Raw genomic sequence first — 12,265 nt, forward strand, 5'->3', positions numbered from 1 at the left:
CTCCCTATGGTCGGGCCGGTTCCGCCGGTCCCTCTGAGTCGTTGATCAATGCTGCCGTCGCCGCGTCCAGCCGCCGGGGCAGGGACTTGCCCGCAGCGTCGAAGACATGCGCGTCGGCGGGCGGGATGCGCAGCCGCACAGTGTCGCGGGCGCGGGCCGAATGGGTGCCGTCGGTGATGACGACGACGCTGCCGCCGGTGTCGAGGTCGATGTGCAGGTGGTTTTCCGTCCCCAGCCGTTCGGCCAGGCGGATGGTGCCGGAAAGCTGGCCGTCCGGCGCGATTTCCAGCCGGTCGGGGCGGACGCCAAGGGTCACGCGGCCCGAAAGGGCTGGGGCGGCGGTGGCGACGGTCAGGCTGCCGCCCATGACCGAGAGGGTCAGGCTGTCGGCAGTCTGGCCGGTGACATCGGCGGGCAGGAAATTCATCTGCGGGCTGCCGATGAAACCCGCCACGAACAGGTTCGCCGGGCGGTGGAACAGCTCCAGCGGGCGGCCGACCTGGGCGACATGGCCCTTGTCCAGCACGACGACCAGGTCGGACAGGGTCATCGCCTCGACCTGGTCATGGGTGACATAGATCATCGTCACCCCCAGCCGGTCATGCAGCGCCGCGAGTTCCGCGCGCATGGTCACGCGCAGGCTGGCGTCGAGGTTCGACAGCGGTTCGTCCAGCAGGAACAGCTGCGGCTGCCGGGTGATCGCGCGCCCGATGGCGACGCGCTGGCGCTGCCCGCCCGACAGCTGGCGCGGCTTGCGGTCGAGAAGCTCGGTGATGCGCAGGGTCTCGGCGGCGTTCCGGACGCGGGCGTCGATTTCCGCGCGCGGCATCCCGTTCAGCGCCAGGCCGAAGGCCATGTTCTTGCGCACGGTCATATGCGGGTAAAGCGCGTAGTTCTGGAACACCATCGCGATGTCCCGTCTGGCCGAGGGCAGGTCGGTGATGTCACGCGCGCCAAGCTGGATGCCGCCTTGGGTCAGCTCTTCCAGACCTGCGATGCAGCGCAACAGGGTGGACTTGCCGCAGCCCGAGGGGCCGAGGAAGCTGACGAAGGCACCGTCGGGAATGTCGAGGTCGATACCCTTCAGGATCTCGACCGCGCCGAAGGATTTCCGCAGTCCGGTGACCCGCAGTTCCGCCAAGCCCCACCCTCCCCAGAATCGCGGCCTGAGGAGAGGCTATACGTTTTTATTTCGTATGAAAACGTTTTTATTTCGCGTCGTCGGCCACTCTAGGACGATTTTTCCGGCAGTCGGCTTCTGGTCAGCGTCCTGGCAATTGCCCGTCCCGGGGTCGGACCACGGCCTTGATCAGCTCTTCCCTGTCGTTGGCGAGCGCGGCGAAGCGGTCGGGCAGGTCGGCCAGCGCCAGTTCTGCCGACAAAAGCGCATCCGTGTCGATCCGGCCGTCGCGGATCGCGGCCATCACCCGCCTGAAATCCGCCTCAACCGCATTGCGGCTGCCGATGATCCGCGCCTCGCGCTTGTGGAATTCGGCATCCTCGAAGCTGATGCGGTCCTTGACCACGCTGACCAGAACATAGGTCGACCCGTGCGCGAGAAGCGGGAAACCGGCCTCGATGGCTTTCGCGCTGCCGGTGGCATCGAAGACGATGTCGAACCCGTCGGCCAGATCACCCCGAAGCAGCGTCGCGGGATCCGAATGCAGGCGGTCGAAGCCGAACTTCGCCCGCGCCTGCTCAAGCCGCCGGGTGCTGAGGTCAAGCAGATGGACCTCGGCCCCCGCCAACCGGGCGAAGAGCGCAGTGCCAAGGCCGATGGGCCCTGCCCCGGTGACCAGAACCCGGTCGCCTGCCTGCACATCCGAACGCGTAACGGCATGGGCTCCGATGGCCAGAAACTCGACCATCGCCGCCTGGATCTCCGTCAGCCCGTCCGCCGGATAGACATTGCCCGCCGGGATCGCGATCCGGGCGCAGAGCCCGCCGTCGCGATGCACCCCAAGCACCTGGATGGCGCTGCAGCAGTTCGGCTTGCCGCGGTTGCAGGCCCGGCATGTGCCGCAGGAAACGTAAGGATTGACGACCACCAGCGTCCCGGCGGCAAGCGCGCCGACAGGCGCCACCAGCCGACCCGAAAGCTCATGCCCGATCACCCTCGGGTAGTCGAGGAACGGGTGCTTGCCCGCGAAGATGTGGTAGTCGGTGCCGCAGATGCCGACAGCTGCGATGTCGACCAGGACCCAGCCTTCCGGGGCCGTCTCGGTCAGCGGGACCTCGCGCAACTCGAACACTCCCGGTTCGACGCAGGTTCCGGCCAGCATCCTGCCAGCGCTCATTGCCGCACCCCGGTGGTCCGGGGGCTCCAGCCCTCGGGAAGCGCGCCCTTGATGATGAGGCTCAGGATATCGTCCTTGCTGACCGTCTCGATCCGGTGGGACCCGACACAGACGCCCCGGTTCATCACGACCACGCGGTCGCACAGGTCGAAGACGTCGTGCAGGTCGTGGCTGATCAGGAAGATCCCCACGCCTTCCTGGCGCAGCTGCTTGATCAATTCGCCCACCATCGCTGTTTCCGCCGGGCCAAGCGCCGCGGTCGGCTCGTCCATGATCAGGCATCTGACATTGAAATGGATCGCCCGCGCAATGGCGATGACCTGCCGCTGGCCGCCCGACAGCTTCGAGACCGGGTCGGCCAGGTTGCGGAAGTTCGGGTTCAGCCGCGCCAGAACCCGCCGCGTCTCCTCCAGCATCCGCCGGTCGTCCAGATTGCCCCAGCGGGTCCGTAGCTCGCGCCCGAGGAACAGGTTCGCCGGCGCGTCCAGATGGTCGGCAAGGGCCAGCGTCTGATAGATCGTCTCGATGCCGTGGTCGCGTGCGTCCTGCGGCGAGGCGATCTCGGCCCGCCGACCGCCGACGCGGATTTCCCCGGCGCTTGGCGGCATCGCCCCCGACAGGATCCGCATGAGGCAGGACTTGCCCGCGCCGTTGTGGCCCAGAACCCCCACGACCTCGCCCGGGAACAGGTCCACCGAAACGCCGTTGACGGCCTGCACGCCACCGAAGTGTTTCTCGATGCCGATCATTTCCACCAACGGCGCCATGCTCTGGTTCCCTGCTGTCAGTTGAAAGACGGGGCGACGGTGAGGTGCCGCCGCCCCGGAACGCTCTTAGTACAGGACGTTCCTGGCTTCCGGGCTGTCGATGTTGTCCTTGGTAACATAGACGACACCTGTGTCGATCGTGGCTTCGACCGATTTCCCCCCGATCAGGTCGGCCACAGCCTTCACGCCCATCTCGCCCATCGCGAACGACCCCTGCACCAGCGTGGCGTTCAGGGTGCCGTCCTTGACCATCGCCTGCAGGTCCTCGTTGCCGTCGAAGCCGATCGCCGCGATCTGCCCCGCCTTGCCCGCCTGCTGCAGCGCGCGGCCCATGCCAACCGCCGTCGGCTCGTTGGCGCCGAAGATGCCCTTCAGGTCGGGGTTCGCGGTCAGGACGTCCGTGGTCTGGTTCAGCGCGGTGGCCATCTGCGATTGCGAGTAGAACGGCCCGACGATCTCGATCTTCGAGTTCGCCTTGATCTGGTCGACAAAGCAGCCGACCCGTCCAACTTCGGAGCCGACGCCCGCCACATAGGACATCACGGCAACCTTGCCCTCGCCGCCGGTCAGCTTGATCATGTTGTCGGCGGCCATCTTGCCCGCAGCGCAGTTGTCGGTCGCGAGGAAGGTCTGGTAGGTGCCCGCCGCCGCATCGCCAAGCGCCGAGTCGATGATGGCAACCGCGATGCCCGCATCATTGGCGCGCTTGACCGCCGGAGCCAGCGCATCCGGGTCCGACGGGGCCAGCACGATGCCCTTCACGCCGCGGTTCACCGCGTTGTCGACCAGGTTCACCTCGTCGGCGACGGCGGATTCCGCCGCCGGGCCGTCGAAGGTCATGGTCAGCCCGGTGCCCTCGATCGCCGTCGAGGCGCCCTTGTTCACGTTCTGCCAGAAGTTCGAGTTCGTCGTCTTGACGATGACGGCGATCTCGTCGGCCATCGCGCCCGCCGGAAGCGCCATGACGGCGCCGAGTGCGAGCAGGGCCTTGAATGTCGGTTTCATGTCTCTCTCTCCCTTGGTGGACTTTTGTTGGTCGGGTCGGCTCACCTGCGGCTTCGCATCTGGTCGATGTAGACGGCCAGGATGACGACGAAACCGATGATGATCTGCTGGATGAATGCCGAGACCCCGGCCATGTTCAGGCCGTTTCTCAGCACTCCGATGATGAAGGCGCCGATCATGGTGCCCGAGATGCCGCCCACGCCGCCCATCAGCGAGGCGCCCCCGATCACCGAGGCGGCGATGGCGTCAAGCTCGTACATCACGCCCTCGTTCGGCTGGGCGGTGACAAGGCGCGACATCAGGACATTGCCCGCAAGACCGGCCAGCGCGCCCGACATGACATAGGCGGCGATCTTCGTGCGCTCGACATCCACGCCGGACAGCCGCGCGGCCTCCTCGTTCGAGCCGGTGGCATAGAGGTGGCGGCCAAGCGCGCGGCGGCCAAGCAGGAAGGCGGCGGTGATGGCGACGACGGCAAGCAGGATCGCCGGATAGGGGATGCCGGGGAAGATCACCTTCGACAGCCCGTTCGGCTGCTTCTCGACCATGCGGAACAGTGCGCCGTTGCCCAGCCGCCCGAAGGCCTCGCCCAGTTGCGAGATCGGGGCTGCCCCGGTCAGTTGCAGCGCGGTGCCGCGGGCGATCAGCATCATGCCAAGCGTCGCCACGAAGGGGGTGATCCGCATCCTCGTGATCACAAGGCCATTGGCCAGCCCGCAGGCCGCGCCGACCAGGACCCCCGCCGACATGGCCAGCGGCACCGGCGTCCCGGCCTTGACCAGCATCCCCGTCACGGTACCCGACAACGCCAGCACCGAGCCCACGCTGAGGTCGATGCCGCCGGTGATGATGACCATCGTCATGCCGATGCCGAGAAGCCCGATGACCGAGGTCTGCAACAGCACCGTCAGCCCGTTGTTCACCGTCAGGAACGCCGCATTGCCGAAGGCGAAGACGCCGATCAGCAGCGCCAGCGTGGCAAGCGCCGAAAGCTTGTGCAGGCCCTCGGTGTTCAGGGCTGGCAGCACGCGGCGGAAGGCTTCGGTCGGGAGGGGCGCCATGTCGGCTCTCTGTTGGTCTACTATTATTAAATACTTCATTGACGGCCACAGGCGGACCTGTCAAATGTTTTTAATCATTGTCGACAATGCAGCTTTCCCGATGCCGGGATCGACAGGACAGGGAACGTCATGGCCCGGACCGACGAGAGATTTCGCGAAGCTTTCAATGCCTTGCTGGACTATTGCGCCACCCTGGCACCGGGCGAGCAACTGCCTGCCGAACTGCCGCTTGCCGCGCATCTGGATGTCAGCCGCACCGTTGTCCGAACCGCGCTGGATCGTTTGCAGGCCGATGGAATCATCCGCTGGGACGGCCGCGACAAGACGCTGCTGCGCCAACCGGGGGCGGCGGACCGGCTGGTGATCGAGGCCGGGCAGATTTCGGCCGAGGAGCTGGAACGTCAGTTCCTGGACTGGGTGCTGCGCTTCGACGTGCCGCCGGGAACGCCGCTCAACGTGACCGAGCTGGCCCGCAAGTTCCGCGTTCCCGCCTATGGCCTGCAGGAATTCCTCGCCTCGCTCAGCCGGTTCGGGCTGGTACGCCGCCGCCCCAAGGGCGGCTGGGAGCTGGTGGGCTTCACTCGCGACTTCGCGGTCGAGCTATCAGACTTCCGCATGACGCTGGAGCTGAACGCGGTGACGCATCTGGTCGCCCTGCCCGCCGACCATGCCATCTGGCCCCGTCTCAAGGAGCTTGAGGCCGAGCATCGCCAGCTGGCCGACCATCTCGACTCCCGCTTCCACGACTTCTCGCTTTTGGACGAACGCTTCCACACCGCCATCGGCAGCGTCGTGCAGAACCGCTTCGTGAACGAGTTCCAGAAGGTGATCGCGCTGGTCTTCCACTATCACTACCAATGGGACAAGACCGACGAGCGCGAGCGTAACAAGGCCGCCATTGACGAACATCTGCGGCTGATCGATGCCTTGAACCGGCGGAACGAAGTCGAGGCGCTGGCCGCCGCGCGCGATCACCTGCGCACGTCGAAACAGACGCTTTTGTCCTCATTGCGCAGCAACGCGCTGGCCTAAACCTCTTGCAAGGCAGAGTCAGCCGATGCTGGCCAGGGCGCTTCAGCCGCGTCGAGGTTGCGGTCCAGCGACGACGCCTTTGCCGTGCCGATCAGGACGGAAGCCGCCTGCGGATGGGTCAGCGCAAAGCGCAGGGCCGCCGTTGCGAGATCGACGCCCGCCGCCTGCGCCCGGTCCTGCAGCCGGGTCGCGCGGGCAAGGATCTCCGGCGAGGCGGGCGCATAGTCGAAATGCGCGCCCGGTCGCGGCCCGGTGGCAAGAATGCCCGAATTGAAGATGCCGCCCAGCACCAGGCTTGTCCCCCGTGCCCGGCACAGCGGCACCAGTTCCGCCTCGGCGGTCCGGTCAAGCAGCGTCAGCCGACCGGCGAGCAGAATGACGTCGATCTCGGCCTCGGCCATCACCTCAAGGCAGACCTCGTTCTCGTTCACTCCAAGGCCGAAGGCGCCGATCCGCCCCCCGGCCTTCAGCGCCCGCAGCCGGTCCAGCCCGCAGCCCAGCAGATCGCCCATGTGGCGGGCATGGTCCGCGCCATGCGTGACCTGCCCGATGTCATGGACATAGAGGATATCGATGAACCGCGTGCCAAGCCGGTCGCAGCTTTGCTCGAAGGCCGCCTCGATCCCGTCTCCGGTGTAGTCGTAGCGCACGGCATTCGGCAGCGGCGCGATGAAGCCGTCGGCCTCGGCAAGCTCGGAACCGGGCGACAGAAGCCGCCCGACCTTGGTCGAAATTGCATACAGGCTACGGTCGCGGCCCTTCAGGAACCGGCCCAGCCGCGCCTCGGACAGCCCGCGTCCATAGTGCGGGGCGGTATCGAAATAGCGGATGCCGCGGTCCCAGGCCCGTTGCAGCACGGCCTGGGCGTCGGCCTCGGCGATCCGGCGATAGAGGTTGCCAAGGCCCGAGCAGCCGAAGGAAAGCCGGGTGACCTCAACGGAAGTCCGCCCGATGTGATTGCGCCTCATGCCCCGGCCCCGGTCATGGCGATCACCCTGCGCAGACGCGGTTGTGGGGCGATCACGTCCAGGCTGTCGCCCCAGTCGACAAAGGCCGCGATGCGCCGGCGCACCTTCTCGGCATGGTTCTGTGCGATGTCTGACAGCCGATGCGCGAGGTAGGGATTGGCGAAGCGGTCCATCGTGGTCGCGACATAGCTTCGCGCCTCGTCCGCCTGGCGTGCCGCCGCAAAGACCGGCAGGACCTCTTCGTCGAAAAGGCTTTCCAGATCGGCGCGAACCGCCGGTGTTGCCAGTTCGTCACGCACCAGCGCCGAGGCCCTGCCCCCCCGCGCCAGCCAATTTGCCACCAGATAGCTGTGGCCAAGATTGAGGATATGGAGCTTCAGCCGCTCGATCCGGGTCAGGTCGGCAACCACCTGCATCTCAGGATGGCGACAGGGCAGGACAAGGCCGGGGCAGGCCTCAATCGCCCAGAGCGCATAGGGTTCGGCAACCGCGCCCGCCGGGTCGAGCGGCTCGGACACGATGCGGTCGACCAGCGAATTGGCAAAGCACACCTGCCCGGCGACCCAACCGGCAAAATCGGCACCAAGCGGTGCCGCAAGCCGCAGCACCCGGGCCCGAAGCTGATCACCATTGCGTGCGACCAGCTCGGTCGGCATCACCACGATGCTGCGGCCCCCGGCCCGGAACCGCGCCAGCAGAAGCTGCGTCAGCTTTGCCGGATAGGACATGCCCTGCCGGAACTCCGCCGCACTGTCATCAGCCGAGGTGAGCCAGCCCGCATCGCCGGTGTTCGACAGGATCACTTCGGCCTCTTCCGCCGCGATCCGCGCGATCTCCGGCCAGTCGGTCCCGGTCGACAGCGCGCGGGCGACGGACCTGACCTGCACGATGCGCGAAACCGTGCTGCCACTCTCGATGCCCTCGACCCGAACCGGAAAGCCGCCGGGCGACGCCAGCGCCGCAAGCCGCCCGCTCCGTCCGGCATCGCCGCTGGATTGCACGACGGTGACCGGCCCAAGCGCCTCGCCCCGCGCCAGCGCCTCCGAGATGAACAGGTCGGCATGGGCCTGAAGGAACCGGCTGGTGCCGAATTGCAGGATCGGGGTGATTGACATGGCGTCCTCCGCAGCGATACGGTTCTTAATGATAACATACATTCTGTCAAGCGGCAGGGATTGCGGCCAGTGGGGGGACGGATGCTGCGACTTCTGTGCATGGGCGAGGCGATGGCGGAACTGCGCAAGACCGGCGATGGTTTCGCCGTGGGCTTCGCGGGCGACACCTTCAACACCGCCGTCTACTGCCGCCGCCTGCTGTCCCAGGACGACGCGGTCGGCTACCTGACCCGCGTCGGCACCGACCCCTTGTCGGACGGCTTCCTCGCGCTGGCCAGGGCCGAGGGCATCGACACCACGCGGATCGGGCGCGAGGCGGCGCATAACTTCGGCATCTATTCGGTGCAGACCGATGCGGCGGGCGAACGGTCGTTCCACTACTGGCGCGATGCCTCTGCCGCCCGGCAACTGTTCGGTTCCGCTGACGATCTTGCCGTGCTGGACGGGGCGGAAATCCTGTATCTCTCGGCCATCACCCTTGCCATCATCGCACCCGCCGCACGCGAGGCGCTGATCGCCCGGCTGGCCGAGTTGCGCGGCCAGGGTCGGCGCATTGTCTTCGATTCCAACTACCGCCCCCGGCTCTGGCCCGATGCGAAGACCGCGCGCGACTGGACCGGACGGATGTGGCGGATCGCCGACATCGCCCTGCCCTCGGCCGACGACGAACGCGCACTGTTCGACGATGCTGACGATGCGGCGGTGCTGTCGCGGCTGCGCGGTTGGGGCTGCCGGTCAGGCGCGCTGAAGCGCGGCGCCGCCGGGCCGGTTGCCCTGGATGAACGGCTTGCTGGCGGGCATTTCCCCCCGGCCAGCCGCGTTGTCGACACGACGGCGGCGGGCGACAGCTTCAACGGCGCCTACCTTGCCGCGCTGCTGCAGGGTCAGGACGAGGCCACCGCGCTGGACTGGGGTCACCGTATGGCCTGCGAGGTCATCGGCCAGCCCGGCGCCATTATCGCCCGAACGCCGGACTGAACGCCCCGGCGCTGGCCGGACATTGCCGCAGCCCCCTGGCTTGCCGCCTTCCCTGCCTTTCTTGCATGGATTTCATCTGCTTGCACAAGGGCTCGAAAACTATTTGACTAAACATGCAGTATAATTAATGCTCACTCCACCGACTCCACGAAAGATTCGTGCGCGGTCGGCGCCCGGTTCGTTCGAAAGGGAATGCGCAGTTGCCGACAGAAGCCTCCGCCATCGAAGTGCGCGCCGTGTCGAAGGTGTTCGGCGCGGGGCAGTCGGCCTTCACCGCGCTGGACGCCGTTTCCATCGACATCCGCGCGAACGAATTCTTCACGCTGCTCGGGCCCTCGGGCTGCGGCAAGACCACGCTGCTGCGCCTGATCGCCGGGTTCGAATATCCGACCGACGGGGAAATCCTGCTCTCCGGCAAGGATATCGCGCTGCTGCCGCCCTATGACCGCCCGGTCAACACGGTGTTTCAAAGCTACGCCCTGTTCCCGCACCTGAGCGTCGCCCGCAACATCGGCTTCGGGCTGGAGATGCAGGGCCGCCCCAAGGCCGAGATCGCCGCCCGGGTCGACGAGATGCTGCGCCTTGTCCACATGGAGGAGATGCGCAACCGCCGGACCAGCGACATTTCGGGTGGGCAGCAACAGCGGGTGGCTCTCGCGCGCGCCCTTGCTCCGGCGCCCAAGGTGCTGCTGCTGGACGAGCCGCTCTCGGCGCTGGACTACAAGCTGCGCAAGGAGATGCAGATCGAGCTGAAGCGGTTGCAGCATGAAACCGGCATCACCTTCATCTTCGTGACCCATGATCAGGAAGAGGCGCTGACCATGTCGGACCGCATCGCGGTCATGTCGCGGGGCCGGGTGTTGCAGGTCGGCTCCCCGCAGGAGATCTACGACAGCCCGCGCGTGCGCTTCGTCGCCGACTTCATCGGCGAAGCCAATTTCCTGGACGGTCGGGTGGTGCACAATGCGGCCGGACAGGCCCGCCTTGCCCTGCCCTGCGGCGCCGAGATCGACACCATCCTGCCCGACGGCATGGCGCCGGATGGCGAGGTGACGGCGATGATCCGGCCCGAACATGCCGAAATCGTCAGCGACGGCGGCCCCTGCGACCTGGAGGGGACGCTGGAAAACGTCGTCTACTTCGGCACCGACACGCATTTCCACGTCCGTCTGAAGGGCGGGCTTCCCTTCGTCGTGCGGCTTCAGAACGGCCCTTCCTCCGCCACCCGCCTGACACCCGGCACCCATGTCGGGGTGAAGATCGACGAGGCCGCCGCCAAAGTGCTGAGGGACTGAGATGGGCCGCGCTGCCGAAATCGCCGCCGAGGCCGCCCGCCGCGATATCCGCACCCGCTGGTGGATGTCGGCCCCGGCGCTGGTCATCATCCTTCTGGCCGCCATCCTGCCGCTGTTCGTCGTCGTGATGTATTCGGTGATGGTCAAGGGCGACTATGGCGACGTGAAATACTGGCAGTTCTCGGGCGAGGGCTGGTTCAGCGTCTTCTTCGAACGCGACATGTTCGACAATTCGCTTTCGCTGGCCGATGCCCATGTCAGCATCCTGTGGCGGTCGGTGAAGCTGTCCATCCTGACCACGCTGGTCTCGCTTCTGGTGGGGTTTCCCACCGCCTATTTCATCGCCACGCAGGACCGCACGAAGCGCGACCTGTGGCTGTTCCTGATCACCATCCCGTTCTGGACCAACCTGTTGATCCGCACCTTCGCGATCCAGGAGGTGTTCCGCAACGAAGGCGTGCTGAACAGCGCGCTGCTCTGGACAGGCGTGATCGACAAGCCGATCCAGATCATGTTCACCGAATCCGCGATCATGCTGGGCATGGTCTATGTCTACCTGCCGCTGATGGTGCTGCCGCTTTACGCCAGCCTGGAAAAGTTCGATTTCCGCCTCGCCGAAGCGGCCTCCGACCTTTACGCCAGGCCGCGCCGGGTGCTGTTCCGCGTCATCCTGCCGATGGTGCGACCGGGGATCATTGCCGGGTCGATCCTCGTTTTCATCCCCTCGCTTGGCGCCTATGTCACCCCCCGGCTGCTGGGCGGCGGGAAAAGCCTGATGCTGGGAAACCTGATCGAGCTGCAATTCGGCCAGGGCCGCAACTGGCCGCTTGGGTCGGCGCTGTCGATCACCCTGACGGCGATGGTGATGCTGGTCCTGATCGTCTACGTCCGCGCCACCTCGAAGACCGGAGACATGCGGCATGGCTAAACGCTTCTCCGTCCGGCGACAGCGCGGCTTCACCTTCATCGCGCTCGCCTGCTTCTTCCTGCTGTATCTGCCGATCGCGACGATGGTGGTCTATGCCTTCAACGCGGGCACCACGCTGGGCGACTGGCAGGGCTTCTCGTTCCGCTGGTTCACGTCGATCTGGCAGAACGATGCAATCGTCGACGCCACGATCCGCTCGCTGACCATCGCCCCCATCGCCGCGCTGGTCGCCACGGTCACCGCGACGATGGCGGCGCTGGCGACCACAAGGACCGCGCCCTACCGGGGCATGATGCTGAAATACTCGCTGATCAACCAGCCGCTGATGGTGCCGGAAATCGTCACGGCGGTCGCGCTGCTGGTGGTGTTCTCGCGCATCAAGATCTGGACCGGCTATTCCGGCATCGGCTACCTGATCGCCGCCCACAGCGCCTTCTGCATTCCCTTCGCCTTCCTGCCGATCCGGGCGCGGCTGGAGACGATGGACCTGACGCTGGAACGCGCCGCGGCCGACCTTTACGCCCGGCCCTGGATGGCCTTCCGCCGGGTCACGCTGCCGCTTCTTTGGCCCGGCATCCTTGCAGGCTTCATGCTGGCCTTCGTGGTGTCGCTGGATGATGTGGTCATCACCGAATTCATCAAGTCCGCCGGGCAGGAAACCCTGCCGACCTACATGCTGGGCCGCCTGCGCCGCACCATCACCCCGGAAATCAACGCGATCTCGACCGTGTTCCTTAGCCTGTCGGTGGTGATCGTCACCCTGTTCTTTTTCGCCAGCCGCAAGAAGGACTGACCCGTCCTGCACCCCAACCGAAAGGA

At 66.3% G+C, this 12,265-nt stretch carries 12 protein-coding genes; 5 read left to right on the forward strand and 7 right to left on the reverse strand.

Annotated elements, in window-relative coordinates; all coding sequences use genetic code 11:
- Positions 1 to 4: 4 nt before the first annotated feature.
- The 5 genes from ACE3P6_RS16655 to ACE3P6_RS16675 all read right to left on the reverse strand — a co-directional run bounded on the left by ACE3P6_RS16655 (position 5) and on the right by ACE3P6_RS16675 (position 5,130).
- A complete protein-coding gene (locus ACE3P6_RS16655) occupies positions 5 to 1,141 on the reverse strand; it encodes an ABC transporter ATP-binding protein (RefSeq protein ID WP_374397266.1) in 1,137 nt (378 codons plus the stop codon).
- 121 nt (positions 1,142 to 1,262) lie between these two features.
- On the reverse strand, positions 1,263 to 2,297 hold the full coding sequence (locus ACE3P6_RS16660; RefSeq protein WP_374397269.1) for a zinc-binding alcohol dehydrogenase family protein: 1,035 nt from the start codon (positions 2,295 to 2,297) through the stop codon (positions 1,263 to 1,265).
- On the reverse strand, positions 2,294 to 3,064 hold the full coding sequence (locus ACE3P6_RS16665) for an ATP-binding cassette domain-containing protein (RefSeq protein ID WP_374397272.1): 771 nt from the start codon (positions 3,062 to 3,064) through the stop codon (positions 2,294 to 2,296). Before ACE3P6_RS16665 ends, ACE3P6_RS16660 begins: the two co-directional genes overlap by 4 nt.
- 66 nt (positions 3,065 to 3,130) lie before the next feature.
- A complete protein-coding gene (locus tag ACE3P6_RS16670; RefSeq protein WP_374397274.1) occupies positions 3,131 to 4,069 on the reverse strand; it encodes an ABC transporter substrate-binding protein in 939 nt (312 codons plus the stop codon).
- Positions 4,070 to 4,110: 41 nt separating this feature from the next.
- Complete coding sequence (locus ACE3P6_RS16675) at positions 4,111 to 5,130, reverse strand: ABC transporter permease (protein WP_374397276.1); 1,020 nt, start codon at positions 5,128 to 5,130, stop codon at positions 4,111 to 4,113.
- 129 nt (positions 5,131 to 5,259) lie between these two features.
- Between ACE3P6_RS16675 and ACE3P6_RS16680 the strand changes: the two genes are divergently transcribed.
- A complete protein-coding gene (locus ACE3P6_RS16680) occupies positions 5,260 to 6,162 on the forward strand; it encodes a GntR family transcriptional regulator (RefSeq protein ID WP_374397278.1) in 903 nt (300 codons plus the stop codon).
- Here the strand turns inward: ACE3P6_RS16680 and ACE3P6_RS16685 are convergent.
- Both ACE3P6_RS16685 and ACE3P6_RS16690 read right to left on the reverse strand, forming a co-directional pair.
- On the reverse strand, positions 6,159 to 7,130 hold the full coding sequence (locus ACE3P6_RS16685) for an aldo/keto reductase (protein ID WP_374397280.1): 972 nt from the start codon (positions 7,128 to 7,130) through the stop codon (positions 6,159 to 6,161). The genes ACE3P6_RS16680 and ACE3P6_RS16685 overlap by 4 nt on opposite strands.
- On the reverse strand, positions 7,127 to 8,287 hold the full coding sequence (locus ACE3P6_RS16690) for a mannitol dehydrogenase family protein (RefSeq protein ID WP_374397282.1): 1,161 nt from the start codon (positions 8,285 to 8,287) through the stop codon (positions 7,127 to 7,129). Before ACE3P6_RS16690 ends, ACE3P6_RS16685 begins: the two co-directional genes overlap by 4 nt.
- Before the next feature lie 39 nt (positions 8,288 to 8,326).
- Here ACE3P6_RS16690 and ACE3P6_RS16695 point away from each other — a divergent pair, with 39 nt between their 5' ends.
- From ACE3P6_RS16695 to ACE3P6_RS16710, 4 genes are all read left to right on the forward strand, one after another.
- Positions 8,327 to 9,223 carry a sugar kinase gene (locus ACE3P6_RS16695; protein ID WP_374397284.1) on the forward strand — a complete coding sequence of 299 codons (897 nt, stop codon included), beginning with the start codon at positions 8,327 to 8,329 and terminating at the stop codon, positions 9,221 to 9,223.
- A 200-nt stretch (positions 9,224 to 9,423) separates the two neighbouring features.
- Positions 9,424 to 10,518, forward strand: coding sequence for an ABC transporter ATP-binding protein (locus ACE3P6_RS16700; RefSeq protein WP_374397286.1), 1,095 nt, complete (start codon positions 9,424 to 9,426; stop codon positions 10,516 to 10,518).
- A gap of 1 nt (position 10,519) precedes the next feature.
- A complete protein-coding gene (locus ACE3P6_RS16705; protein ID WP_374397287.1) occupies positions 10,520 to 11,446 on the forward strand; it encodes an ABC transporter permease in 927 nt (308 codons plus the stop codon).
- Positions 11,439 to 12,239 (forward strand): ABC transporter permease, encoded by an 801-nt coding sequence (locus ACE3P6_RS16710; protein ID WP_374397290.1) that lies wholly within the window; start codon positions 11,439 to 11,441, stop codon positions 12,237 to 12,239. The genes ACE3P6_RS16705 and ACE3P6_RS16710 overlap by 8 nt, the downstream gene beginning before the upstream one ends.
- Positions 12,240 to 12,265 lie beyond the last annotated feature (26 nt).

The sequence above is a fragment of the Tabrizicola sp. genome (assembly GCF_041911175.1).
Classification (GTDB): domain Bacteria; phylum Pseudomonadota; class Alphaproteobacteria; order Rhodobacterales; family Rhodobacteraceae; genus Tabrizicola.

Excerpts from the sequence above, each read along its gene's own strand:
- ACE3P6_RS16710 (WP_374397290.1), top strand. The coding sequence starts at position 11,439 with ATGGCTAAACGCTTCTCCGTCCGGCGACAGCGCGGCTTCACCTTCATC.
- ACE3P6_RS16680 (WP_374397278.1), top strand. The coding sequence starts at position 5,260 with ATGGCCCGGACCGACGAGAGATTTCGCGAAGCTTTCAATGCCTTGCTG.
- ACE3P6_RS16695 (WP_374397284.1), top strand. The coding sequence starts at position 8,327 with ATGCTGCGACTTCTGTGCATGGGCGAGGCGATGGCGGAACTGCGCAAG.
- ACE3P6_RS16690 (WP_374397282.1), bottom strand. The coding sequence starts at position 8,287 with ATGTATGTTATCATTAAGAACCGTATCGCTGCGGAGGACGCCATGTCA.
- ACE3P6_RS16665 (WP_374397272.1), bottom strand. The coding sequence starts at position 3,064 with ATGGCGCCGTTGGTGGAAATGATCGGCATCGAGAAACACTTCGGTGGC.
- ACE3P6_RS16685 (WP_374397280.1), bottom strand. The coding sequence starts at position 7,130 with ATGAGGCGCAATCACATCGGGCGGACTTCCGTTGAGGTCACCCGGCTT.
- ACE3P6_RS16660 (WP_374397269.1), bottom strand. The coding sequence starts at position 2,297 with ATGAGCGCTGGCAGGATGCTGGCCGGAACCTGCGTCGAACCGGGAGTG.
- ACE3P6_RS16705 (WP_374397287.1), top strand. The coding sequence starts at position 10,520 with ATGGGCCGCGCTGCCGAAATCGCCGCCGAGGCCGCCCGCCGCGATATC.
- ACE3P6_RS16675 (WP_374397276.1), bottom strand. The coding sequence starts at position 5,130 with ATGGCGCCCCTCCCGACCGAAGCCTTCCGCCGCGTGCTGCCAGCCCTG.
- ACE3P6_RS16670 (WP_374397274.1), bottom strand. The coding sequence starts at position 4,069 with ATGAAACCGACATTCAAGGCCCTGCTCGCACTCGGCGCCGTCATGGCG.